At 67.0% G+C, this 24,018-nt stretch carries 19 protein-coding genes; 9 read left to right on the top strand and 10 right to left on the bottom strand.

The window, feature by feature from the left end; translation table 11 throughout:
• The first annotated feature begins 46 nt into the window (after window positions 1-46).
• Window positions 47-847: an N-formylglutamate deformylase gene (gene hutG / locus QN315_RS12040; protein WP_323989508.1), complete on the top strand. Its 801-nt coding sequence runs from the start codon at window positions 47-49 to the stop codon at window positions 845-847.
• Between the two features lie 11 nt (window positions 848-858).
• Here the strand turns inward: hutG and QN315_RS12035 are convergent, their stop codons facing one another.
• The gene (locus QN315_RS12035; RefSeq protein WP_323989506.1) at window positions 859-2,250 is read right to left on the bottom strand and encodes a cytosine permease; all 1,392 of its coding nucleotides are present in this window, start codon (window positions 2,248-2,250) and stop codon (window positions 859-861) included.
• Window positions 2,251-2,599: 349 nt separating this feature from the next.
• Between QN315_RS12035 and QN315_RS12030 the strand changes: the two genes are divergently transcribed.
• The gene (locus QN315_RS12030; protein ID WP_176640653.1) at window positions 2,600-3,013 is read left to right on the top strand and encodes a RidA family protein; all 414 of its coding nucleotides are present in this window, start codon (window positions 2,600-2,602) and stop codon (window positions 3,011-3,013) included.
• 63 nt (window positions 3,014-3,076) lie between these two features.
• On the opposite strand, the gene QN315_RS12025 is transcribed toward QN315_RS12030, so the two are convergent.
• Genes QN315_RS12025 through QN315_RS12015 form a run of 3 tightly spaced genes read right to left on the bottom strand, consistent with a single transcriptional unit; the run spans window position 3,077 to window position 6,184 of the window.
• Entirely contained in the window at window positions 3,077-3,754 is a 678-nt protein-coding gene (locus tag QN315_RS12025) for a DUF1028 domain-containing protein (protein ID WP_323989504.1), read from the bottom strand.
• Window positions 3,755-3,803: 49 nt separating this feature from the next.
• The gene (argE, locus tag QN315_RS12020; protein ID WP_408904511.1) at window positions 3,804-4,961 is read right to left on the bottom strand and encodes an acetylornithine deacetylase; all 1,158 of its coding nucleotides are present in this window, start codon (window positions 4,959-4,961) and stop codon (window positions 3,804-3,806) included.
• Entirely contained in the window at window positions 4,958-6,184 is a 1,227-nt protein-coding gene (locus QN315_RS12015) for an NAD(P)/FAD-dependent oxidoreductase (RefSeq protein ID WP_323989501.1), read from the bottom strand. The genes argE and QN315_RS12015 overlap by 4 nt, the downstream gene beginning before the upstream one ends.
• Window positions 6,185-6,438: 254 nt before the next feature.
• Between QN315_RS12015 and QN315_RS12010 the strand changes: the two genes are divergently transcribed.
• Window positions 6,439-7,170 carry a class II aldolase/adducin family protein gene (locus QN315_RS12010; RefSeq protein ID WP_323989500.1) on the top strand — a complete coding sequence of 244 codons (732 nt, stop codon included), beginning with the start codon at window positions 6,439-6,441 and terminating at the stop codon, window positions 7,168-7,170.
• Window positions 7,171-7,214: 44 nt separating this feature from the next.
• A complete protein-coding gene (locus tag QN315_RS12005) occupies window positions 7,215-8,150 on the top strand; it encodes a LysR family transcriptional regulator (RefSeq protein ID WP_323989498.1) in 936 nt (311 codons plus the stop codon).
• A gap of 10 nt (window positions 8,151-8,160) precedes the next feature.
• Here QN315_RS12005 and QN315_RS12000 read toward each other — a convergent pair whose 3' ends face one another.
• Window positions 8,161-9,456: an MFS transporter gene (locus QN315_RS12000; RefSeq protein ID WP_323989497.1), complete on the bottom strand. Its 1,296-nt coding sequence runs from the start codon at window positions 9,454-9,456 to the stop codon at window positions 8,161-8,163.
• A gap of 2 nt (window positions 9,457-9,458) precedes the next feature.
• Window positions 9,459-11,936: a TonB-dependent receptor plug domain-containing protein gene (locus tag QN315_RS11995; RefSeq protein WP_323989496.1), complete on the bottom strand. Its 2,478-nt coding sequence runs from the start codon at window positions 11,934-11,936 to the stop codon at window positions 9,459-9,461.
• Window positions 11,937-12,309: 373 nt separating this feature from the next.
• Here QN315_RS11995 and QN315_RS11990 point away from each other — a divergent pair, with 373 nt between their 5' ends.
• Together QN315_RS11990 and QN315_RS11985 are read left to right on the top strand one after the other, a co-directional pair.
• Window positions 12,310-13,590: an FAD-binding oxidoreductase gene (locus QN315_RS11990; protein ID WP_323989494.1), complete on the top strand. Its 1,281-nt coding sequence runs from the start codon at window positions 12,310-12,312 to the stop codon at window positions 13,588-13,590.
• A 67-nt stretch (window positions 13,591-13,657) separates the two neighbouring features.
• Complete coding sequence (locus QN315_RS11985) at window positions 13,658-14,383, top strand: GntR family transcriptional regulator (protein ID WP_323989492.1); 726 nt, start codon at window positions 13,658-13,660, stop codon at window positions 14,381-14,383.
• Between the two features lie 46 nt (window positions 14,384-14,429).
• Here the strand turns inward: QN315_RS11985 and QN315_RS11980 are convergent, their stop codons facing one another.
• Complete coding sequence (locus QN315_RS11980; RefSeq protein WP_323989491.1) at window positions 14,430-15,386, bottom strand: helix-turn-helix domain-containing protein; 957 nt, start codon at window positions 15,384-15,386, stop codon at window positions 14,430-14,432.
• 131 nt (window positions 15,387-15,517) lie between these two features.
• On the opposite strand from QN315_RS11980, the gene QN315_RS11975 reads away from it, so the two are divergent.
• The 3 genes from QN315_RS11975 to QN315_RS11965 are packed head-to-tail and all read left to right on the top strand — an operon-like array spanning window position 15,518 to window position 18,871.
• Complete coding sequence (locus QN315_RS11975) at window positions 15,518-16,411, top strand: 3-keto-5-aminohexanoate cleavage protein (RefSeq protein ID WP_323989490.1); 894 nt, start codon at window positions 15,518-15,520, stop codon at window positions 16,409-16,411.
• Window positions 16,412-16,415: 4 nt separating this feature from the next.
• Window positions 16,416-17,927, top strand: a complete 1,512-nt coding sequence (locus tag QN315_RS11970) for a carnitine 3-dehydrogenase (RefSeq protein ID WP_323989489.1) — start codon at window positions 16,416-16,418, stop codon at window positions 17,925-17,927.
• A complete protein-coding gene (locus QN315_RS11965) occupies window positions 17,924-18,871 on the top strand; it encodes an alpha/beta hydrolase (protein ID WP_323989488.1) in 948 nt (315 codons plus the stop codon). The genes QN315_RS11970 and QN315_RS11965 overlap by 4 nt, the downstream gene beginning before the upstream one ends.
• A 14-nt stretch (window positions 18,872-18,885) precedes the next feature.
• Here QN315_RS11965 and QN315_RS11960 read toward each other — a convergent pair whose 3' ends face one another.
• The 3 genes from QN315_RS11960 to QN315_RS11950 form a co-directional block, all read right to left on the bottom strand.
• Complete coding sequence (locus QN315_RS11960) at window positions 18,886-19,878, bottom strand: glycine betaine ABC transporter substrate-binding protein (protein WP_323989487.1); 993 nt, start codon at window positions 19,876-19,878, stop codon at window positions 18,886-18,888.
• A complete protein-coding gene (gene betC, locus QN315_RS11955) occupies window positions 19,878-21,404 on the bottom strand; it encodes a choline-sulfatase (protein ID WP_323989486.1) in 1,527 nt (508 codons plus the stop codon). Before betC ends, QN315_RS11960 begins: the two co-directional genes overlap by 1 nt.
• A gap of 94 nt (window positions 21,405-21,498) precedes the next feature.
• Window positions 21,499-23,877: a TonB-dependent receptor domain-containing protein gene (locus tag QN315_RS11950; protein ID WP_323989484.1), complete on the bottom strand. Its 2,379-nt coding sequence runs from the start codon at window positions 23,875-23,877 to the stop codon at window positions 21,499-21,501.
• Window positions 23,878-24,018: the final 141 nt, after the last annotated feature.

Here is a 24,018-nt window from a genome sequence, read left to right as displayed (position 1 = left end):
GCTGGGGACCTGACAAGGCTGCGGGCCTGAAAGGAGAATCTTCGCGATGGAGGGGCCGGTTTTCTCGCTTGTCCGGGGGGATGCCTCCGTGCTGGTCACCATTCCCCATGCCGGGACACGCCTCGCCCCCGGCATGGCGGCGCGGATGACGGAGGCGGGGCGCGCCCTGCCCGATACCGACTGGTATGTTCCCCGCCTGTACCAGGTCGCGGCGCGACTGGGCGCCGGCGTGCTGCGGGCGCATTATTCGCGCTATGTCATCGACCTCAATCGCGGCGGCGACGATGCGGCGCTCTATCCCGGGCGGCCGAAGACGGGCCTGGTGCCGACGCTGACCTTTGATGGGCGGCCGATCTACCGGACCGGCGCCGAACCCGGCGAATCCGAGATCGCGGCGCGCCGGCAACGCTATTGGCAGCCTTATCATGATGCCGTCGCGGCGGAACTCGACCGCGTGCGCGCGCGCCACGGCCATGCCGTCCTGTGGGACGCCCATTCCATCGGCACGGTGATCCCGCGCCTGTTCGAAGGACGGCTGCCGGACCTGAATTTCGGCACCAATGACGGCGCCGCCTGTGCCGGCGGCCTGATCGCCGCCGTCATGGCCGGGCTGACGGAGGGTGGGGGCTATTCCTCTGTCCTCGACGGCCGGTTCAAGGGGGGCTACACCACCCGTCATTACGGCCGTCCCGCGGAGAGGATCCATGCCATCCAGCTTGAGAAGGCCCAGGCGACCTATCTGGCATCGGAGGGCGGGGCGGCGCCTGCCGCCGATGCGCGGAAGATGGAAAAGCTTTCCGGCCTGATCGGGGATCTTCTGGAACGCGCCTGCGCCTGGAGACCCTGATTTCGGTCTGTTCAGTCGGTGGCCGTGGCGGGCAGCGCCCGCGCGTTGAAGCGCCGTTCCATGGCGATATAGAGCGGCGGGGTCAGGAGCAGGCTGACGACCCAGGACAGGTCGACGCCGCCCAGCGCCCGCGCCACCTGGCCGGTATAGAGCGCGGTCGAGAGGAAGGGCACCTGCACGAGGATGCCGATGACGTAGCAGGCCAGGGCGGGGCCGTTGAAAAGACCGTAGCGCCCGCCGTCGCGCGCGAAGAACGAGGCGACGTCATAGTCCCCGTGATGAAGGAGGTAGTAATCGGTCAGGTTGATGGCCGTCCACGGGATCATGACCGACATCAGCAGTTCGAGAAATTCGCCGTATGCGCTCATGAAACTGTCGGCCATCAGGGTCGCCATGGCAAAGGCCAGCGCCAGCAGCGCCACCGTCACGATCAGGCGCGCGGTCCGGCCGTAGCGCCGGCCGGGCGTGAAGGTCTGCGCCACCGTCAGGGTCGACAGGGCCCCGCAATAGATGTTCATGGCGTTGGCCACGGCGATGCCGAGCGACAGCGCGGCCAGGACCGCCGCCACCCACGGCCCGAGCAGCGCCGCCAGCGTGACGACGATGCCGTGTCCCGCCGCCAGCAGCCCCACCGCCGCGCCCAGCGCCATCGCCAGCACCGACCCCAGCACGGAACCGGAGAAGCAGGCCGCGAATGCCTGTCTTTCGCCCGCGGGACCGGCCGGGAGATAGCGCGAGGAATCCGAGACATAGGGCGCATAGGCGATCTGCCACAGGGCCGCCGTGGACATTGTCCGCAGAATGCCGGTCCAGCCCGGCCGGCCCGGCGCGAGGAACGGCAGGTCGCCGGCATGCAGCGCCAGCACCCGCGCGATGCAGAACAGGATGGCGGCGCCGCAGAGCATTGTCATGACCCGCGCCGCGAGATGAATCGCCCGGTAGCCGAGGATGGCGGGAAGGACCGAAAGCGCCTGGACGACCAGGATGGCGGAAAGACGGCCCAGGCCGGGCACGATGCTTTGCAGTCCCTCGGCGCCCAGCACGAGGTTCGACGCCGCGAACCCCACATACATCAGGACGATGACGGCGGTTACCGGCACCGCGCCCATCAGGCCGAACTGGCCGCGCGTCTGGACCATCTGCGGCACGCCGAGACGCGGCCCCTGCGCCGCGTGCAGCGCCATGAACACGCCGCCGATCAGATTTCCGGCCAGGAGCGCCAGCAGCGCCGGCAGCAGCGGCAGGCCGTAGACCGTCGTGGACAGCGCCCCCGTCACGACGGTCAGCATCATCAGGTTCGGGCCGAACCACACGGTGAACAGGTCGCGCGGCCGGCCGTGGCGGCGCGCGGGGGGGATCGGATAGATGGTTTCCGCTTCCGGGGAACCGAGCGAATCGATCATGAGCCCTCCGTGTCCGGTGCCGCGCTGATGACGCGGAACGATCCGGTGCGGCATCGACCGATACGACATTATTCCGCCGCTGGATACAGTAGCCCGCTGCGACGTATTTCCCTACGCCATGCGTCGGAAAAATCTATCAAGCCCGTGGATTTATTGCGATATCATCATGTCCGTTCGCGCATGGCGGCGAAAGGAGGCCCTGGCGGCGCGCGCCCCGCTTCCTTCGGTTTTTCCGAAGCCAAAGGAAACGGTTCCGTTCTTTCATAGATCGTCCCGGCCTGCGACCATTCCCGGATCGAACCGGCCGGGGTAGTGCGCCGGTTCCGGCCAGGACATGAGGTCACGACATATGCCCGTCCATAAGCGCATCCGCCCGTTCAATACGAAAGAGACCTATCCCGAGCAGAACCTGGACAATGATTTGTGCCAGGCGGTCGTGGCGGGCAATACGGTCTATCTTCGCGGCCAGGTGCCGCAGGACCTCGACACGCGCGAGAACGTGGCCGTCGGCGACCCGGCCGGGCAGGCCCACAAGGTCATGCAGAACATCCTGCTGCTGCTGAAAGAGGCGGGATCGGATCCTGCGCATATCTGCAAGGTGACCGTCTATCTGACGGATATTCGCCACAGGGAAGCCACGTATCGCGTCCTGGGACAGTATCTGAAGGGCGTCTTTCCGGTCTTTACCGGGTTGGTCGTGGTCGCCCTTGCCCGTCCGGAATGGCTGATCGAGGTCGACGTCATCGCGGTGTTGCCGGACTGAGCGGACCTGTTCGGAACCCTATCCGGAACCAAGGCCATCCGGGAGGACGGAATGGGCCCGGGGTCATTCGTCGCCGGGCACGCCGTACGCGGGCGCGGACGACGGATCCAGGCAGCGCGTGACGTAATCGTTCATCTGCGGCTGCCAGACGGTCCAGAGATCGGCCAGGCGCGCGATCGGCGCATCGTCCCAATCGACGCGCAGGTCGGTCAGGGGCCAGCTCTGGCGGTCGACGACCAGCAGGCCCGCGGAGCGGAGCGGGCCGGCCTCGCCGCCAGCCGCCAGGCCCGCGCACATGGCGCGCACGAGGCGCGTGCCGAGTTCCTGGGACGGATCGGAGGCGAGGAAAGCCTCCACGACCGCGTCGGGCACCGTCGCGTTGGCCAGCAGGTTGCCGGCCGACGCCACGTTTCGGCGGACCGCCGTCGCATGGCATCCCAGCGTCCGCGCCCCGGACCAGACGGCCGCCGTGCCGTGGCGATCCATGACGGCGAGTTGCCGGAATTCGGGAAACGGGCCGGTGCGCACCAGGGCATCGCGGCACTCGGCGGCGCTGCTGCCCCCGTCCATCAGGTCGAGGCCGAGCGGGCCAAGCCGCGGATCCGTCACGTTCTGCGACGCCACCACCCCCACCCCGGCCCGGGCGAACGCGCAGCGGCCGGCGACCGCGGGGGACGAGGAGGACACGGCGATGCCGAACTGGCCCGTCCGCGCGCATCTGGCGATGATGGAAAAGGTCATGTCCGTCTTTCTCCCTGTCTCCTCGGCATATTTCGGCGGGTGCCCCGGTTCAGCGGCGGAGCCGGTCCAGGATCCCGTCGAGAAACCTGTCGCCCTGCGCCAGTTCCCGCGTGGTGATATATTCGTCCGCCTTGTGCGCCCGGCCGATCGATCCCGGCCCGCAGACGATACAGGGCAGGCCGAGCTGCTGCGCGAACAGCCCCGCTTCGGTGCCGAAATCGATCACGCCGGGGGCATTCCGTCCGGCCGCGCGCAGGCCGAGCGCGCAGATTTCGGTGTCGGCGCATCCATCCAGCCCGGGATAGGCGTTGACGATGTCGATCCGGATCGTCCCCCGGCCGGCCTCGGCCTCCACGCGCCGTGCGGCGGCGTCCAGCCAGGCAAGGGAAGCCGAGCCGTCCTGGCCGGGAATCAGCCGCATCTCGGCCGTCGCCACGCAGAGATCGGGAACGATGTTCAGCGCGGTTCCCCCCTCGATCAGCCCCGCCTGGACCGTGGAGAACGGCACCGCGAACCGCGTATCGTGCGGCTCGGTCACGCGGATATGGTCCTGGAGATCCGTCAGCCGGCCGATCATTTGGGCGGCCAGGACGATCGCGTTCGTTCCCCGGAACGGATCGGCGGAGTGCGCGGCCTCGCCCCGGCTGACGATCCGGAAGGCGATCTTTCCCTTGTGCGCGACGGCGACCGCCATTTCGGTCGGTTCGCCGATTATGCAGCCGGCGGCGCCCCGCATGCCGCCATCCGTCTTCAGCGCCGCCAGCAGCGAACGGACGCCGAGGCACCCTAGTTCCTCGTCATGGGAGATCACCAGGTGCAGCGGACGGACGAGCGGGCGGGCGGCGGCTTTCCCGGCGGCCGTCAGCATGCAGGCCAGGAAACCCTTCATGTCGCTGGTCCCTCTGCCGTACAGCCGGTCGTCCCGCTTCGTCAGCACGAAGGGATCCGAGGACCAGGCCTGACCGGCGGCGGGCACCACGTCCGAATGCGCCGACAGGACGATGCCGCCGGGGATATCCGGCCCGACCGAGGCGAACAGGCTGAACGCGTCCGGCCTGTCGCCGGGGATGCGCCGCACCCGCGCGCCCAGCGCGGCGAGATGCGCCGCGATCCAGCCGATCATGTCGGTGTTGGACTGGCCGCAGACACTCGGGAATGCCACGAGCCGGTCCAGAATGGTCTCTGTGATGGTCTCTGTGCCGGTCATCTCCGCGCCGCGATATGGCCGGCCAGATAGTCGGCGTCGTGCCAGACGCCCCAGATGAAGGGCGACGCCCTGCGCGTCAGCCAGGCCAAGCCGAGGAAATAGAGCCCCGGTTCCTCGGACACGCCCTTGCGATGGCGCGGGCTGCCCTTCGCGTCGAAGAGATCGATCTTGATCCAACCGAAATCCAGCGCATAGCCGGTCGCCCAGATGACGGAGGCGATGCCCGCCCCGTGCAGGTCCAGGGACAGGACGGGATCGGTGACGCATGCGGGATCCGGCCCGATCGCCCGTGCCGCGGGCTCTTCGGGAAGATCCAGTCCCTGCTGCGCCACATAGGCGTCCGCCGCGTCCAGCATCGCGAGATAGTCCGCGTCGCCCCGGTCGATATTCGCCTTCAGGTCCGGTGCGACGTGCAGGACACCATCCCGGAAGGAGTCCGTCCTGCCGAGGAGGGTCATGCCGTCCTGCGCCAGCCGGCGGAAATCGACCGTATGTCCGCCGCGCGCGCCGCTGACGGCGATTGTGACATGTTCCATGGACGGGCTGCTGACCGCCATGTCCCACATTCCGAGGACGCCGAGCCACCAGACGAAGTCACGCCCCCGATAGCGCCGGGGCGGCCGGTCATGGGGGCCGACGGAGAGCCAGACGGGGCGGCCCGCGCGCCGCAGTTCGTCGGCGATCTGCACGCCCGAGGACCCCGCGCCGACGACCAGGACACCGCCTGCCGGCAGCAGGTCCGGATTGCGGTACCCACTGGAATGGATCTGCAGCACCGCGGCATCGGGCGGAATGATCGGGGGGACGACCGGTTTCTGGAACGGTCCGGTGGCGGCGACGACGTTCGTCGCCTCGATCACGCCGGACGAGGTTTCCACCGCGAAGCCGGAGCCGCCTTCGTTCCGGCGAAGCGACAGGACCTCGACCCCGCAGCGGACCGGGGCTTCGATCCGCCGCGCATAGGCCTCGAAATACGTGACGATCTTCTGGCGGGGCGCGAAGTCGTCCGGATCGACGTCCGGAAATGTCATGCCGGGAAACCTGTCATGCCAGGCCGGCCCGTTGGCCACCAGGGAGTCCCAACGCTCGGACCGCCAGCGCTCGACGATCCGCTTCCGTTCCACGACGAGATGCGACACACCCCGCCGGCCCAGATGCTCGCTCATGGCCAGCCCGGCCTGACCCGCGCCGATCACGAGCGTATCGACTTTTTCGGTTGCCATTCCGGATACCCTTTTCCGACCGTGCCGAAGATCATTCCGGCGCATGAAAAGCCGTTCGTTCTTGTAATGAAATCAGAAAATTCCACAAACAATCATTTTGATCATCGATGCTTAGCATTTTCCTAAGAGCCGGACGACGGTGCTTCGGGCAACGAAAAACCTTATGACGGCTTCAAAAAAACAATCTTTACCCGATAGACGTCACGATTCTACGCTGCCTCCGTCATGAGGGAAACCATCCCGCGGAGGCGGTCTTGAGCCAGGACAACGAACAGAGCGTGCGGGTGGATCTGGCGGCCGCCCTGCGCATCGCGGCGCGCCTGGGGATGCACGAAGCCGTCGCCAACCATTTCAGCGCCGCCATTTCCGAGGACGGCACGCGCTTTCTCATCAACCCGAAATGGCGGCACTTCTCGAGGGTATGCGCGCGCGACCTGATCGTGGTGGATGCGCGGCAGCCGGGCGATGCGGACAGCCGCGACCTGGATCCGACCGCCTGGGCCATTCACGGCCAACTGCACAGGATCAACCCGCGCGCGCGGGTGGCCATGCACCTGCATCCTGTCCATGCGACGGCGATCGCGACCCTGCAGGATCCCGTCATTCCCCCGATCGACCAGAATACGGCCCGATATTTCAGAAGAATCGCGATCGACAGGCAATATGGCGGCATGGCCGACAGCGCGGCCGAGGGCGCCCGCCTCGCGGCGCTGATGGGCGACAGGACCCGGCTGATGATGGGCAATCACGGCGTCATGGTCGTCGCCCGCACCGTCGGCGAAGCCTTCGACGACATGTATACGCTGGAACGGGCCTGCCAGATACTCGTCACGGCCTATTCGACCGGCAGGCCGCTTTCGGTCCTGGCCGACGACGTCGCGGAAAAGACAGCCGGGGACTGGGAGCGCATCACGGATTTCTCCATCCGCCATTTCGAGGAAATGAAGCTGATCCTCGACAGGGAGGAGCCCGACTACAAGGACTGAGCGCGACCTCTCGCCTGTCGGCGTGCGATGGTATAAAAGACGGCATGCGCTATACGCTTCGTCAGCTCGAATATTTCATCGCGGCAGGCGAAGCCGGGTCGATCCGACATGCCTCGGAGAAACTCTCGATTTCCCAGCCTTCGATTTCTACTGCGATCGCCCATCTCGAACAGGAACTCGGCGTTCAGCTCTTCATCCGCCATCATGCGCAGGGATTGTCGCTGACGCCGGCCGGGCGCCGGCTCGTCGCGGAAGCGAAGCGGGTGATCCAGATGGCCGAAGGACTCTATGCCGCCGCGTCCGAGGTCACGGACCAGGTGCGGGGCCAATTGACGGTCGGCGCCATGGTCACCCTGGCGCCGATGATCATGCCGGAACTCGCGCACGGGTTCATGTCCGCCTATCCGGCCACCGAAATCCGGCAGTTCGAGGCCGATCACGAACAGCTTATGGAAAGGCTGAAGCGCGCCGAGATCGACATCGCCATCACCTATGACCTCCAGATTCCCGAGGACATCAGTTTCCTGCCCCTCGCCAGCCTGCCACCCCATATCCTGGTCAGCGCGGCGCATCCCTTCGCGGGCCGCGAAGAGGTTTCCCTTCGCGAACTTGCGGACGAGCCGCTTATCCTGCTCGACCTGCCGTTGAGCCGCGAATATTTCTTCGGGCTCTTCTTTCGCGAGGGGCTGGAACCGAAGATGTATTCCCGCTCTTCGCATCAGGAAGTGGTGCGCACGATGGTCGCCAACGGATATGGCTACACGCTGGCCAATGTGCGGCCTCGTTCGGATCTCGCCCTGGATGGACGGCGCGTCGTCCGGGTCAGGCTGGCGGGCGATCATCGGCCGATGGTGGTCGGGATCGCGACGCTGGAGACGATCCGGAAATCACGCTTGCTCGAACGGTTCGAGGCGCATTGCACGGCCTCCATTTCCGACCTGTCCCTTCCGGGAATGACGGCGCCCGACCTGCCCGGCTGAGGAAGCAGCGTCATGTCGTCCTCCGCGCCGCGGCGTCGCGGATCGACGGGCCCGCCAGGCAGAGGCAGGAGACGCTGAGCGCCGACACGGCGAGCAGGTACAGGCCGGGTGCCGGCAGGTTGCCCGGCCGGCGCGTCAGGAGCGAGAGCAGCAGCGGCGTGAAGCCGCCGAACAGGAGCTGGCTTGCGGCATAGCTGAGCGCGATGGCGCTGGCCCGGTTGCGGGCGGGGAACAGGTCCGCCATCAGCGCCGGCACCGACGCGTAATAGCCGCCATAGATGCAGACGATGAAGGCCGATTGCACCAGCATCAGCCGCGTCGCCGACGGCGCGGCGGCCAGCCACGCGAAGAGCGGCCAGGCCGCCAGGCCGCCGATGGTCGCCGCCGTGATCATCAGCCCGCGCCGCGCCGTTCGGTCGCCCAGGCCGGCAAAGACCGGCGGCAGGACGATCGACAGAATGCCGGACACCACCGTTCCGAACAGCGACCCGGTTTCCGACAGGTGCAGGACGGTGCGGGCATAGGTCGGCATATAGACGTTCAGCGCGCTGCCGGTCGCCCCCAGCCCGACCGTGCCGATCGCCAGGATCATACGCCGTTTGTCGCCCCGCACGATCTCGCGCAGAGGGGCGTGATTCTCGCGGCGGGAAAAAGCCGCCGATTCCGCGCTGCGCAGACGCAGCCAGGTGGCGAACGGCCCCATGACCAGCCCGAACAGGAACGGCAGGCGCCACGCCCCCGCGTCGATCTGGCGGTCCGAGAAGAAATGATGCACGCACCACGCCAGGAACGCCGCCAGCGTCACGGAACAGCCGGATGCCGACCATTGCAGGCTGGCATAGAATCCACGCCGCGCCGGATCGCGTTCCGCCAGCATCGCCGAGGCGCTGCCGAATTCACCGCCCGCCGCGAACCCCTGCAGCAGCCGCGACACCACCAGCAGCAATCCCGCCGCCGGACCGATCGACCGGCTGTCGGGAATCAGCGCGACCGCCCCGGTGCCGATCGTCATCAATGCCGATGACAGGATCAGCCCGCTGCGCCGGCCATGCCGGTCGGTCCACGACCCCAGCCAGGCCGCCCCCAGCGGGCGCACCACGAACGCCACGCCGAAACTGCCCAGGCTGAGCAGCAGAGGCTGCGCGCCCCCGGCGCCGGTCGAAAAGAACAGGCGCGAGAAGGTGACGGAAAACAGCCCGTAGAGCAGCAGGTCGTACCATTCCAGCGCCCCGCCCAGGACGGTCGCCAGAATGGTGCGCGCCTGCCCCGCGTCGCGGACCGTCGCCGGAGCCGCCGTCCCCGCCACCGTCAGAAGCCGGTCGTCAGCGAGACGACGCCCGAGAATTTGCCGCCGGTGATGTAGGTCGGCTGGCTGGCCGCCACCATGTGTCCATAGATGCCGCGCGTCGCGACCGCGTTCGAGGTCAGGCCCCATGCGCCGGACAGATAACGTGCATCCCCCACATTGATCAGGTTGAGCTGGATCTGCGGCCGCTTGAGGGCGCCCACGCTGTGCAGGCGGTACCCCAGGCTGACATTCGCGGTCTTGTAGGCCGGCATGCTCTGGTCGTCCATGAAGGTGGTGTATTGGGAATCGACATAGTTGAACGAGAAATTCCCGAACAGAGACCCGTCGTCATAGGACAGGCCGATCGATCCCATGAAGGTCGGCGTCAGGACCGCGCTCTTGCCCCGGGTCGGCAAATAGTCGCCGCCGGCCGCGATGTCGTTGTCGATGGTGGCATGCAGATACTGGCCCGACAGGTAGGGCGCGACATGATGCCAGGCCGGCAGGCTGAATTCGGCGCTGGCGCCGCGCGTCGTCTGGCCGCCGCCATTCAGCGACGACGTGATGGTCGTGCCGTTGACGAGCTGGTTGCTGGTCACCTGGCGGTTGGTAAAATTATAGTTGAACAGAGAGACGGTCAGGTTGAACGCGCCGTAATGGCGGAAACCGATTTCCTCGGCGATCGAATATTCCGGCTTGATGTCGCTGGAATGCGCGCTGGTCATCCTGCCCGTCGCGACGCTGAACATGTCGATCGACGGCGTTACCGCGGCGGCTTCGCGGAAGGCGGTCGTGCCGTTGAGATAGACCTGGTCGTGCGGCGTGGCCTGGTAGCTGATCGCGACGCGGGGCAGAGGCTGGAAATCGCTGAACCCGGTCGCGTAGGTCGCCCCCGGAATCAGGTTGGTCGCCATGCGCGTCATCATCACGGCCTTGAGCCCGGCCGAGACGGTCAGCCGGTCGTCCAGCGCGCGATAGGTATCCTGCAGCGTCAGCGCGTTGAGCTGCTGGATCACATGCGCGTTCCATTGCAGCAGCCGCCGTCCGTCCTGGGTCAGCACGGGATATCGCCCCCACAGATTGGCCGCCTGCCCGTTGGCCCCGGGCAGCGAATAGGAGGGGTCCTCGGTATAGTTCACGTAGGAATACCAGTAGCCGAGCGACAATGCGTTATGGTGATGCGTCCATGTCAGCGCCGTGTTCAAGCCGAACGTCGATTCGGTGAAATGATCGACCGACACGGCCGCCGCCTGATTACTTACCCGGCCGCCCGCCCGGCCGCCCGCCCCTGGCGGGAATTGCAGGATGCCTGCCGGTTCGCTGCCGAGATAGCTGCCGGTCCGGCTGAGCGCCGTCGCGCCGTTCAGCGTGCCGTCCACGTCGTAGAGATAGGGCGTGGCGGCCAGGGCCAGGCCGTGGCCCAGGTTGAGATGCGCCTGCACACCGGCATGCGCGTGACGCCACTCATATTGGTGGAATTTGTAATAATCCGTGTTCGATCCGGTAAAATTCGGCGCGTAATTGTAGGAATCGCCGTATTGCCGCCACTGCGCCAGCGTCGGGTAGGTATACAGGTTTTCGGTGACGTCGTTGTAGGACATGAAGGGCGAGATGCTGTTGCCGTCGCCCCATGTCCTTTCGCCCTTGAAATCCACGTGCCAGCGATTCAGGCCGCCCGGGCCGCGCCAGTTGGTGGCGGTGGTGTCGGAAAACGACGCGTAGGACCGGAAGCCGGAATGCCCGATCTCGCCCGTCTCGCCCCGAATGAATTCGCGCTCCAGGTCGTTGCCGCCGAAGGTGAAGTCGGCCAGGCCGCCCGCCTTGGGGGACGGGCTGCGCATCGTCGCGCTGATCAGTCCGCCCACCGCGCTGAAGGTGGGCGCCATCAGGTCCGGCGAGCCGGGCGACACCGTGATCGATCCGATATTTTCCGTATCCGCCCAGGTCGAGGATGCCGGACTGTAATACAGCACGTCCGACGGGTTCATCCCTTCGAACTCGTAGCCGATCTCATTCTGGTTCATGCCCCGCATCGACACGCTCATCCGGTCGGTCGCCCCGGTCGGGTCCGCCGTGGCGACCACGACGCCGGGTGTGTTGCGCACCAGGTTGAGCACGTTGGTGGTCGGGGACTGCGCCGCGATGTAGTCGCGCGTTATCGTGTTGCGGGCATAGGGCGCGGTCTGCCGCGGCATCAGCCCGCCCCCCGGCACCGCGCCGGTCATGCCGGTCGCCGACGCCTGCGCGCTGACGGTGATTTCCTCGGGCCTTGGCGGCGCCACGGCGCGCGGGGGCCGTTTCGGCGTGGGGCGGTGCGCCGGGGCCCGCGTCGATGCGTCCCGCGCCGTAACGGGCGCCGTGCCGGATAGCGGGTGCGGCCGCGCGCCGGCAACCGCCGCTTTGGCTACCGTCACGCTGGCCACCGTCGCGGCGATCAGCGTGACGCCCGCGGACGCGGCCGCCGTGACGCTGAGGGAACGGAATCTGAGACCGGACATAGGGCGCCCCACTGCCTGGGAGATGGTCGGGACGCGACGCGGCGCACGGCGCACCCAATGTATGCCGAATACCCCATGATGGCATGACATCCGCCGGATCATCGCGTTTCAGCATACCGAAGCTAGGCCGAAACGATATTGCCTGTCCAGCTCGTTTTGAATATGGACCGAAAATTCTTTGAAATTGGCGGAAAACAGCAGAACATTCTTTTCACGGAAGAAGATTCGGCGTGAAAACCGGTGAGTCCATTCCCCTTCCAGTATGCTGAAACACCGGTTATGTAGAGGTTGGTTCGGCGTGATGGGCATCCGGTATACGAATGGATCTGCAGCCACGATGGAGCCCAGTGAACGCACGCGGAGCCCGCATGTCATGACGTCGCCGTCGCGCCCGAAACCACGCTATGATGTCGTCGTCGTCGGCGCGGGGATCATCGGGCTGTCCACCGCCCTGTTCCTGCGGGAGCACGGCCTGTCCGTCGCGGTCCTCGACAAGGGTGTTCCGGCCTATGAGCAATCCAGCCGCAACTGGGGCTGGATGCGCACCGTCGGGCAGGACATGGCCGAGCTGGAACTGGCCCTGCAGAGCCGCCCGCTGTGGCGCCGATGGGCGGCCGAGGGCGATTTCGGCTTTCGGCCCTGCGGGCTGGTGTCGCTTGCCGAGACCGAAGCGGAATGGTCGGCCCTGCAAGCCTGGTTCGCCCAGGCCCGCGGCCGGGGACTCGATACGCGGGAACTGGATTCCGAGGCGGTCGCCCGCGCCCTGCCCCAGCTTCGGCGCCGCCAGGCCGGCGGTCTGTTCGCGCCGGGCGATGCCGGCATCGAACCCGACCAGGCCATGCGCTTTCTCGAACGCAAGGTCCGCGATGCCGGCGCCGCCTTGTTTGCGGGCACTGCCGTCCGGCACATCGACATCAGCGGCGGGCGGGCCACCGGCGTCGAGACCGAAACCGGCCCCGTCGCCGCCGACGCCGTCGTCATCGCCGCCGGTGCCTGGTCACGCTGGCTGAGCGCGACGGCCGGCATCGTGATCCCGCAATTGAAGGTGGTCGCCTCGGTCCTGCGCACCACCCCGGTCGAGGACGGCCCGCTGCCCAACGTGGCCTCCACCGCGTTCTGCCTGCGCCGCCGCCGCGATGGCGGCTATACCGTCGCGCGCCGCAATTCGTCGCTGACCTATGTGACGCCCGACGCGCTGCGTTTCCTGCGCCTGTACCTGCCGAACTATCTGAAGCAGAAGCAGTTGCTGCGGGTGCGCGCGGGGGCCAGCTTCTTCCGCGAACTGTGGCTGGAGCGGCGCTTCGGACCCGGCCGGCCCAATCCGTTCGAAGAGTTCCGCGCCTGCGACCCGGCAGCCGACAGCGACACGCTGAAAGCCACCTTCGCGCGGTTGCAGCAGGACATGCCCGTCTTTCGTGCCGCGCGCATTGCGGCCGCGTGGGCCGGGACAATCGACGTGCTGCCGGACGCGCTGCCGATCCTGTCGTCCGTGGCGCGGCATCCCGGCCTGTTCCTGGCCACCGGCTTTTCCGCCCATGGCTTCGGCATCGGTCCCGCGGCCGGCAAGCTGATGGCCGAGATCGTGACCGGCGAGGCCGGCGCCGCGTCCCGTGCGCCGTTCCGGCTCGAACGGTTTCACCTGAACGGCGATTGACGGCGGGCGGCCATCTGGTTTTAGCGGATATGGCATCCTTTCCAGAAGACATGAACGAGGCCGGCCGATGAAGGAAAGACACCCGCCCGCGCCCCCGGCCGAGGACAGCCCGGGCGAACCGCGCGGCCATTATAGCGGCGAGGAACTCTATGTCGCGCTGCGCCGGGACCTGATCAGCAACCGCACGCCCGGCGGTACGATCCTTCAGGAAAGCGATATCGCCCACCGCTACGACGTCAGCCGGACCCCCGTGCGCGAGGCGCTGCAGAGGCTGCACCAGGACAATCTGATCGAGCGCAAGGGCCGGTTCTACATGGTGGTCCAGCCGCATGTGGACCGGATCCGGGAGCTGTACGAATTCCGCGAGGCGATCGAGGCGAGTACCGTGGTGCTGTGCTGCCGCCGCGCCAGCGATGCGGACCTGGCGCACATCGTCCATCTGGTGGACGAGCAGTACAGGGCCGCCGGCGAAAAGCGGTTCCATGATTATGAACGGTTCGACGCCCTGTTTCATGTCGCGATCGCCAAGGGCGGCGACAACAGGCTGCTGGCCCGCCAGTTGGAAGTCAGCTACGACCAGATCTGGTTTTCCCGGGTGGGGCATCTGATTTCGATCCCGGAATATTCCGTCGATGCCACGATCGCGGGGCATCGCCGCATCGTCGATGCCCTGGTCCGGCGCGACGAGGGCGTTGCCAGGGCCGAGATGATCAGCCACCTGCGCAGCGCGATCGAACTGACCGAACGTGCCTCGCCACGCAGCAAGCGCACGGGGAAGCGACGCGCGTCGTGATCGTCGGGTTTCTGCCGAGAGCATCCGCGCGGTTCCAGCCTGGCCGTCACGGTTCGATCCGGTCGGCGGCGGGCGGGACGCCGAATTCGTCGCGATAGGCGCGCGAGAAGCCCGAACGGCTTTCGAAGCCCGTCGCGGCGGCGATTTCGGTCACCGGCAGGTCGGTCTCGCGCAATATCGTGCGTGCCCTGGCCAGGCGCAGCTTGCGGTGATGCGCCGCCATTCCCCAGCCGAACGCGTGATGGAACACCCGCTCCAGATGCCGTTCGGAGCAGTGGGCGATCGCGGTCAGTTCCCCGACGCCCAGGCGGCGGTCGGTCGTCTGCTCCATCAGCGCGACCACCCGCGCCAGCCGCCGATTATGAGCGGGCGACCGCCCGCGCTGCGGCGCCTTCTGCGCCGCGTCGGGCCGGCGGATGACCGTATGGATGCATTGTTCCGACACCCGGCGCGCGAAGCCGGCGCCCCGCGCGGCGGCGATGCGCGCCAGCATCAGGTCGATCGACGCCGTTCCCCCCGCGCCGGTGAAGATGCCGCCATGATCCTCGAACAATTCGTCTGACGCGCGCCAGTCCGGGAATGCCTCGACGAAGGCCGGCCGTGCCTCCCAATGCATCGTCATCGGCGTGTCTTGCCCCAGCCCGGCCCGCGCCAGCAGGAAGGCGCCGGTATCGATCCCGCCCATCTGGACGCCGCGCCGGGCCAGGACGCGCAGTGCCCGGTCGTGCGCGCGCGCCAGCCCCGCCAGCGGCGAGAACCCGGCGCAGACCACCAGCCAGTCCAGGGCCGGCGCGTCGGCGCGGGCCGCGTCCGCCAGCGACCGCGCCGCCTCGATCCGCATCGCGTTGGACGCCACGGCCGGCCGGCCATCGAGCGAGAGAACGTCCCATTGATAGAGCGCCTGCCCGGCCAGCCGGTTGGCCACGCGCAACGGTTCCGCCGCGCAGAGAAACCCCAGCGCGGAAAAGCGGGGAACCAGCAGGAAACCGACGCGGCACGTCATGGAGCGTGACGATATCCGACCGGAACCGCAACGCAAAGGGCGGGAACGGTCACGCACGCGCCCCGCGCCGCGCGCGACACTCGCTTCGGGACGGACAGGATGCCTGTCCGTCGGCACGAGGGCGAACCTGCATGAAAACCAGCCTGTTCATCACCTGCGCGGTCACGGGGGCCGGGGATACGGCGGCCAGCCATCCCGGGTTGCCGATCACGCCGAAACAGATCGCCGACGCCGCGATCGACGCGGCCAAGGCAGGGGCCGCCGTGGCGCATATCCATGTGCGCGATCCCGAAACGGGCAAGGCGGCGCGCGACATTGCATTATACCGCGAGGTCGTCGAACGCATCCGCGACGCCGATACCGACGTGATCATCAACCTGACCGCCGGCATGGGCGGCGACCTGGTGCTGGGCGGCGGCGAGTCCCCGCTGCCGCCCGACGCCACGGGGACGGACATGGCCGGCCCGACCGAACGCCTGGCGCACGTGGCCGAACTGCTGCCCGAAATCTGCACGCTGGATTGCGGGACGATGAATTTCTCGCTGGGCGACTATGTCATGGTCAATACGCCGTCGATCCTGCGGGAGATGGCGCGGCAGGTCCGGGCGCTGGGCGTGCGGCCGGAACTGGAAGTGTTCGATACCGGCCATCTGGTGTTCGTGAAACAGATGTTCAGGGAAGGATTGCTGGACGCGCCGCTGATGATCCAGCTCTGCATGGGTGTGCCCTATGGCGCGCCCAACGACCTGCTGACCCTGCATGCCATGGTCAATGCGCTGCCGGCGGACTGCGTCTACAGCATGTTTTCGCTCGGCCGCTTCCAACTGCCTTATGTCGGGCTGGCGCCGATGGTCGGCGCGAACATCCGGGTGGGGCTGGAGGACAATCTCTATCTCTCGCGCGGCGAACTGGCCAGCAATGCGCAGCTTGTCGACCGGGCGGCGACGATCCTGGGCGCGATGAATGTCGAGATCCTGGGACCGCAGGCGGTGCGCGGGCTGCTCGGGCTGACGAAACGGGGATGATGCGATGAGCGGACAGGATATGAACGGACAGGATTTTGGCCCGAAACGCTGCGGGCTGGTCGGCGGCGGCGTGATCGGCGCCGGCTGGGCCGCGCGCTTCGTGCTGAACGGACGCGACGCCGTCCTTTATGATCCCAGCCCGGACGCCCGTGCCCGCGCCGAAGCCGTTCTGGGCATGGCGCGCGCGGCCTGGGCCGGGCTGCTGCCCGGCGCCCTGCCGCCGGAAGGACGGCTGCATATCGCCGCGACGCTGGAAGAGGCGTTGGAGGGCGCCGATTTCGTCCAGGAAAGCCTGCCGGAAATCCAGACGCTGAAATGCGACGTGCTGGGGCGGATCGACGCCCTGCTGCCCGCCGCCGTGCCGATCGCCTCGTCGACCTCCGGGCTGTTGCCCACGCGGCTGCAGGCGCGGCTGCGCCATCCCGAACGCTTCGTGGTCGGCCATCCGTTCAACCCCGTCTATCTGCTGCCGCTTGTGGAGATCTGCGGCGGCGCGCGGACGTCGGAGGACACCAAGGCCAGGGTTGCGGCCTTCTATCGCGCCATCGGCATGCAGGTCCTGCATGTGCGCAAGGAAGTGGACGGTTTCATAGCCGACCGTCTGCTCGAAGCGCTGTGGCGCGAGGGGCTGTGGCTGATCGAGGAGGGCGTCGCGACGACGGCGGAATTGGACGACGCGATCCGGTACGGCGCCGGGTTGCGCTGGTCCTTCATGGGGACGTTCCTGACCTATCGCCTGGCCGGCGGCGATGCGGGGATGCGGCATTTCCTGGCCCAGTTCGGGCCGGCGCTGGAACTGCCCTGGACCAGGCTGGTCGCCCCCGAACTGACCGACGCGCTGATCGACCGCATCGCCGGCCAGTCGGACGAGCAGGCGGGCGGCATGACGGTTCGCGCATTGGAGCGCCTGCGCGACGAGGCGCTGGTCAAGGTCATCCGCGCGCTGGCGACCGTCGGTCCGCAGGGTTATGCGGCGGGGGCGACGCTGAACCGTTTCGCCGCCCGCCGCGCGGACGGTGCGCAAGGCGGCCAGCCCGGGGCGGACGGCATACCGGCAAGCTGGCACGGCGTCGTGCCGCCGGAATGGATCGATTATAACGGCCACATGACCGAACACCGGTATCTTCAGGTGTTCGGCGAGGCGACCGACCATATCCTGGACGCCATCGGCGCCGGCCCGGACCATGTCGCGGCCGGACAGAGTTTCTACACCGTCGAGACCCATCTCCGGCATCTGGGCCAGGCGCGGTGCGGCATGGCGATCATGGTCCGGACCCGCGTCCTGGACGCCGACGGCAAGCGGCTGCATCTGTTCCACGTGCTGACCGCGGCGGGTGACGACGCGCCCCTGGCCACGGCGGAACAGATGCTGATCCATGTCGATACGGCGCGCGCGCGGAGCGCGCCGATCCCGCAGGCCGTCGCCGGCGCCATCGCCGCGCTGCGGACGGCGCACAGCGCGTTGCCGGTCCCCGAGGGGGCCGGACGCGCCATCGCCATGCCGCGCCGGTCATGAGCCGGGCGAGCCTGGTCCGTGCCGCGCTGGCGGTCGCGGGGATGGCCGCGGGGATGGCCACGGCGATGCCGGCCGTCCCCACGGCGGCGCCCCGTGCCGAAACGCCGGCGCAGTTCGACGATGCCCGGCGGACCGTTTCGCTGCCGGACGGGATCGACCTGGCCTTCATCACCATCGGGCCGCGCGACGGGCGGCCCGTGATCCTGGTCCATGGCTATACCGACAGCGCGCGGGACTGGTTTCCCGCCCTTTGGGCCTTCTCGCCGCGCGACCGGCTGATCATCGTCGACCTGCGGGGGCATGGACGCTCTTCCAAGCCCGGCTGCTGCTACGCCCTGGTCGATTTCGCCTGGGATATCCGCCTGCTGATGGATCATCTCGGCCTGAAGCGGGCCGACCTGGTCGGTCATTCGCTGGGCAGCCTGATCGTGCAGGTCTTTGCCGAAAACTGGCCCGACCGCGTGAAGCATGCCGTGCTGGTCTCCTCGACCGGCGGGCCGGCCGCCGCCCCCACCCCGCGTGAGCGGGCCGAGCGCAGGGCCGCCTTCGATTTCCGCACCCCCATCAGCCGGCTGCGCGACCCGATCGATCCGGATTCCGCCTTCATGCGCGCCTGGTGGTCGTCTCCGACGCCGGTCGATCCCGATTTCATCCGGCGCCAGCGCGTGGAGTCCGCCCATATCCCCGCCGCCGTCTGGCTTGCCGTGCTGGATCAGGGCCTGACCGGCTTCGATCCGCAGCCCGGCCTGGCCCGGCTGAAAGCGGCCTGCCTGCTGATCTGGGGCGAAAAGGACCCGATCATGCCGCCGGAGGTCCGCCGCACCCTGATCGCCGCCCTGCCGGGCGCGCAGGTGGCCATTTATCCCGGACTCGGCCACAATCCGTTCTGGGAACAGCCGCGCGCGGTCGTGGGACGGATCGATCGGTTTCTGGACGGTCCCTGAAAAAACCGATTCGATCACCCCCCGGGCCGCCGCCCCAGCACCGCCGCCACCGCCGGGCGCCCCGGGCGACCGTCACGCGTGACGACGTCATCGAGCCATCCGGACCATGCGGCCGGATGATCGCGCAGCCAGCGCCAGGCGACGATGGACGGGTCGATGCGGTCGCGCTGGATCGCCTGCATCATCGTGTTTTCGTCCTGGATGGTAAAATGGATGCGCGACAGCAGGCGGACCGCGTTCGGGCAGGCTGCGCCGTAGCCGGCGCGGATCACGGTATGGACCGAGGCGCCGCCATCCGGCCCGAACACGGACTCGCCCCCGGTCAGATAGCGGATCGGAAAGCGCATGTTCATCGGATGCGGCTCCCAGCCCAGGAACAGGATCGGCCGACGGCTCTGCACGTCGCGGTCGAGTTGCGACAGCATGCCCTGTTCGCTGCTTTCGACCAGGCGGAAACGGCCCAGATTGAACTGGTTGCCGCGGATTATGGCCAGGACGAGCGCGTTTCCGTCATTGCCCGCTTCCAGCCCGAAAATCATGTAGCCCAGCCGACGGCCCCAGGCGGCGATATCCTTGTAATCGCGCAATCCGGCGTTCCAGACATAATCGGGCACCGCCAGCGTGTAATGCGCGCCGGACAGATTGGTCGCGATGCGCTGCACGCTGCCATCGGCCAGAAAGGGTGCGATCGCGAGATGGCCGGACGGTTCCCAATTGCTCAGGAACACGTCGACCCGCCGGTCGCGCATGGCGATATAGGTCATCGTCAGCGTCAGCATCGGGGCCTGCGGCCGGTATCCCAACGCATCGAACAGCCGCACGGCGACGGCGGTGACGGCTTCGGCATCCGTCCAGCCGACGTCGGAAAGGCGGATCGGCACGCAGGACGGGGCGTCGGCGACCGGGTTGGCGGCGACTGGGCTGCCGGCGGGGGGCCCGGCCCGTGCCGCGGGCGCCGCGGCACACAGGAGCGCCAGGCTGGCCAGCAGGGCGCGTGCCGCCCGCATCAGCTTTGTCCGTCCGCCGGGTCCGGCCGGACCGGCGCCGGGAAGCGCGCGCGCCGTTCGAGGATTTCCAGGTCCATGTGGCTGCGGATATAGAGCATGCGCGCATCGCGCGTGGGCTGATGGTCCCAGGCGGGCGGCGCGCCCTGGCGCAGTGCCTCGGCCACCAGCCGGCGGCGGCGCTGCGACATGAGCACATCGGCATGCAACCCGGCCAGGTCCCATCGCCGTCCGATTTCGGCCAGGAAGGCGCAGCACAGCGCGCGATGCGCCGGATCGGCCGCCAGGTTGCGGATTTCGCGCGGATCGGCCCGAAGATCGTACAATTGATCCGGATCGGCCGGACAATGCACGAATTTCCATTGCCCGCGCCGGATCATGACGATCGGGGCGATCGCGCCTTCGGCGGTATATTCGCCCAGCGCCAGCCCGTCATCATCATGGCCCGTGCAATAGGGCAGCAGCGACCGGCCCTCGCCGGGCAGACGATCGGACCGGTGCGCCAGATCGCACAGCGTGGGCAGCAGGTCGACCAGGGACACGCAGGCCCGCACCCGGCGGGGGGCGAAACGGTCCGGCGCGCTGACGATCATCGGGATGCGGCAGGAATCGTCGAAGAAACTCATTTTGTACCATTGGCCGCGTTCGCCCAGCATTTCGCCGTGATCGGCAATCACGATCACGATCGTATCGCGGTCCAGTCCGGTATCGCGCAGCGTGCCGAGAATCCGGCCGAACGCATCGTCGACGAAGGAGCAGGCGCCGTAATAGGCGCGGCGCGCGGCGCGGACCTGCGCCTCGGTCACCGGCTGCAGCGCCATGCCGTTGACATGGTGCAGCCGGGCGGCATGCGGGTCGCCGGCCTGCGCCGGGATGGCGGGCATGTCGATTTCCGCGTCGCTATACCGGCTCCACCAGGGATCGGGGATGGTGAACGGGTCGTGCGGGTGAGTCAGCGAGACCACCATGGCGAAGGGCCTGCGATCGGGATCGCGGGCCAGGTCGTACAGTTTCTGCCGGGCACTGAACGTGACCTCTTCGTCGAAATCGATCTGGTTGGTGCGCACGCACCGCCCGGCCTCGGTTACCGAATTCATGGTGTGGTACCATTCCGGCCGCTCGTCGAAACGCGTCCAGTCCGGGGTCCAGTTGAAATCGGCGGGATAGATGTCGGTCGTCAGCCGGGTTTCGAAGCCGTGCAACTGGTCGGGGCCGCAAAAATGCATCTTGCCGGCCAGGATGGTCTCGTAGCCCGCCAGGCGCAGATGATGGGCGAAAGTCGGCGTCTGGGACGGGAATTCGGCGGCGTTGTCATAGGCCCCGATCCGGGACGCCAGCCGGCCGCTCATGAAGACCGCGCGGGACGGCGCGCAGAGGGGGACGTTGCAATAGGCGTTTTCGAACACGACGCCGCCGGCCGCCAGCGCGTCCAGATGCGGCGTCTTCGCCACCCTGCCGCCATAGGCGGACAGGGCGGCGGCCTTCAACTGGTCGGCCATCAGGATCAGGATATCGGGACGTTCGCGCATGACCAGAGTGCTCCGCCTCTTCCGATACCGGCGCGAACGGGATCAGGCGCGATCCGTCCGGCCCGGCAATTGCCGCCCATGACGGCACAGTGGATCAGAATCCCGCGCGGATGGTGCCGAAAAACTGACGCGGCGCGCCGACCAGGAAGGATTGGTAATCGCCGGTCATCGGCAGTCCGTTCTCGCCCATCGTGGAAATGTATTTGACGTTGGTCAGGTTGTAGACATTGAATTCGAACGTCAGGTCCCTGGCGACGCCGTATCCCCTGCCCAGATGATAGCGCGCGCCCAGGGATTCCAGCCAGTAATGGGGGACCTTCATGTCGCCCGTATAGCTGAAATTCCTGGTTCCCATATAGGTCGTGTCGAAATGCGCATCGAAGTCGCGCCAGGCGTAGGACAGGCTGTTCTTGTACATCAGCCGCGGATAGGACACGACCTGCTGACCCTTGAGGTGATAGACGATGCCGGGCTCGGCCAAATTGTCGTCGTAGGTGGCGTGGTTGTAGCTGACGCTGTTATAGATCGACAGCCCCCGGAGCGGCGTCACGGTCAGGCCCGCATCGATGCCGTTCATGGTCACGCCGCCGACATTCGCCACGGTGGAGACCGGATTGACGATCGTGCCGGACGTGATCTGTTGCAGGCGATTCTTGAAATCCGTGTGATAGGCATAGAGCGACGCCTGCACGAGCCGGTCGGTGAAACGATAGCCGACGGCGTAGTTCCAGTCGGTTTCCGGCTTCAGCCCGCCCTGTTTCTGGAGCTGGTCGAAGGTGCTCTGGCTCAGCGCGAAGGGCGACGCCCCCTGCTTGTAGGCGGCGATCGGATAGGATTTCACATTTTCGGTGATATCGAAGAACGCTTCGTGCCGCCGGAGGAAATGCCAGTCCGCGCTGATATGGGGCAGAAATGCCTTGGCGGTCGTGATCGAACCGGAGGCGAGCGCGTTGGTGCCGGTATAGGATTGGAGATTCTGCGTATCCCCCGCCCGCGCCGTCTGCAACAGAGCGCGGAAGCCGAAATGCAGCGCCAGGTTGGACAGCGGGCTGTAGGTGTCCTCGGCGAAGCCGGTGAAGCTGTTGGAATTGATCTGTTCCCGCCAGAGTCGCGCGAACGGCGCGGGCAGCGACCCCAGCGAGTTGACGGGCGATCCCTGCCCCAGCAACGGTTCCTGGAACGCCCAGCGGCCGATATCGGTGTGGAGCCCTTCGTACCAGATGCCGGTGCTGATGTGATTATGCGCGACATCATAATGCAGGGCGGTGGTGAAGCCGCCGCGCTGGCTGTGCTGGAGCGTCATCTGGTCGAACAGCGGCGCCCCGTTGGGCGAGGACATATAGGGGCTGGCCCAGGTGCCGCGCATATATTGTCCGTGCCCGTATATGACGCTGTCCCAGCTCAGCCGGTCCGTCAGCAGGAAATGGAAATTCATGCCGCCGAGATAGTCGCGCTCGAGCGTCGCGCCGTCATAATAGGATGCGTCCCACGGATCGGACATTTTCGTATAACCCGGCGGCAACGCGCCGCCCGGCAGGCCGTTCAGCGACAGCGCGGAACGATAGGCCTTGGCATAGCCGTTCGGCGTTCCGATGAAATTGTCTATGTCATATCCGCCGTTCTTCAGCATGTCGAAGGACATGTCCTGGTAATTGTAGAGTTCGAAATCGGTCCAGTCGAAATAGGCCGAGACCGAGCTGGATTCTCCGACCGGCTGGACGAACTTGGCATTGACCTGCTGCGAGAACTGATTGGCGCCGCCTTTCCATTTATCCATGTCGTTGCGCAGATAGGACATGTAGAAACGCGATCCCTGGGCGTCGAGATCGCCGGAATCTCCGCGCAGATAGGTATGGAACGTATTGTTGCTGCCGAAGGTCTGGACGATCTTCGCGCCCATCTTGTGGCTGGGGTCGGAGGAATGGAACGCCACCGCGCCACCGAGATTGCTGGTCGACGCGGTATCTTCGGCCCCGGCGCTCATTGTCGCGTCCATGCGCGCGACATTTTCGGAACTGATGGCCGCCACCGAATTCAGGCCGTTCATGCTGTGGAATTCCTGATCGCCCAGCGGAATTCCGTCCAGCGTCATGCCGATCTGATTCTGGAAGAACCCGTGCATGTAAAACTGGTTGGACCAGGTATCCAGCCCCTGGGGGTCGTCGGACTGGAACATCACGCCCGGCATCTGGGCGAGCACTTTCAGCGGATTGGTGCCCGGCACGGATTTCGCGATCAGGTCCTGCCCCACCACGACCGATGTCGCCCGCGCCTTGCGCAATCCCACCACGCTGAATGTTTCGGGCCGCGCGGCGACGACGCGGCGCGCAGGCCGCATACCCTGGTCCATACGGTGCGACGATGCTGCGGGATGCGCGGTATCGGCCTTGTGCCTCTTCGCGGCCCAGGCCGCATGCGATGACGTTGCCAGGAGCAACGTATAGAATGCCGGGAGAATCCTGATCTTTTTCATCGAAATCGTTCCTGTGTTCAAGACCGGAATCCGATCATGCGCGCGCCCCATTGGATCGATACCGTACCGACGATCTGGAAAGGGATGATGAGATTGCAGGCGATTTCCGACAGCGGCCTGAGCCGTTCCGATATCGATCCA

The organism is Nguyenibacter sp. L1 (genome assembly GCF_035199985.1).
GTDB lineage: Bacteria > Pseudomonadota > Alphaproteobacteria > Acetobacterales > Acetobacteraceae > Gluconacetobacter > Gluconacetobacter vanlangensis.
Note: the sequence above shows the minus strand (reverse complement) of the source record. Positions and strands in the feature narration are given on the sequence as shown.

Excerpts from the sequence above, each read along its gene's own strand:
- QN315_RS12030 (WP_176640653.1), top strand. The coding sequence starts at position 2,600 with ATGCCCGTCCATAAGCGCATCCGCCCGTTCAATACGAAAGAGACCTAT.
- hutG (WP_323989508.1), top strand. The coding sequence starts at position 47 with ATGGAGGGGCCGGTTTTCTCGCTTGTCCGGGGGGATGCCTCCGTGCTG.
- QN315_RS11985 (WP_323989492.1), top strand. The coding sequence starts at position 13,658 with ATGAAGGAAAGACACCCGCCCGCGCCCCCGGCCGAGGACAGCCCGGGC.
- QN315_RS11950 (WP_323989484.1), bottom strand. The coding sequence starts at position 23,877 with ATGAAAAAGATCAGGATTCTCCCGGCATTCTATACGTTGCTCCTGGCA.
- QN315_RS12005 (WP_323989498.1), top strand. The coding sequence starts at position 7,215 with ATGCGCTATACGCTTCGTCAGCTCGAATATTTCATCGCGGCAGGCGAA.
- QN315_RS11970 (WP_323989489.1), top strand. The coding sequence starts at position 16,416 with ATGAGCGGACAGGATATGAACGGACAGGATTTTGGCCCGAAACGCTGC.
- betC (WP_323989486.1), bottom strand. The coding sequence starts at position 21,404 with ATGCGCGAACGTCCCGATATCCTGATCCTGATGGCCGACCAGTTGAAG.
- QN315_RS11995 (WP_323989496.1), bottom strand. The coding sequence starts at position 11,936 with ATGTCCGGTCTCAGATTCCGTTCCCTCAGCGTCACGGCGGCCGCGTCC.
- QN315_RS11965 (WP_323989488.1), top strand. The coding sequence starts at position 17,924 with ATGAGCCGGGCGAGCCTGGTCCGTGCCGCGCTGGCGGTCGCGGGGATG.
- QN315_RS11980 (WP_323989491.1), bottom strand. The coding sequence starts at position 15,386 with ATGACGTGCCGCGTCGGTTTCCTGCTGGTTCCCCGCTTTTCCGCGCTG.
- QN315_RS12015 (WP_323989501.1), bottom strand. The coding sequence starts at position 6,184 with ATGGCAACCGAAAAAGTCGATACGCTCGTGATCGGCGCGGGTCAGGCC.
- QN315_RS11975 (WP_323989490.1), top strand. The coding sequence starts at position 15,518 with ATGAAAACCAGCCTGTTCATCACCTGCGCGGTCACGGGGGCCGGGGAT.
- QN315_RS11990 (WP_323989494.1), top strand. The coding sequence starts at position 12,310 with ATGACGTCGCCGTCGCGCCCGAAACCACGCTATGATGTCGTCGTCGTC.
- QN315_RS11960 (WP_323989487.1), bottom strand. The coding sequence starts at position 19,878 with ATGCGGGCGGCACGCGCCCTGCTGGCCAGCCTGGCGCTCCTGTGTGCC.
- QN315_RS12025 (WP_323989504.1), bottom strand. The coding sequence starts at position 3,754 with ATGACCTTTTCCATCATCGCCAGATGCGCGCGGACGGGCCAGTTCGGC.
- argE (WP_408904511.1), bottom strand. The coding sequence starts at position 4,961 with ATGACCGGCACAGAGACCATCACAGAGACCATTCTGGACCGGCTCGTG.
- QN315_RS12035 (WP_323989506.1), bottom strand. The coding sequence starts at position 2,250 with ATGATCGATTCGCTCGGTTCCCCGGAAGCGGAAACCATCTATCCGATC.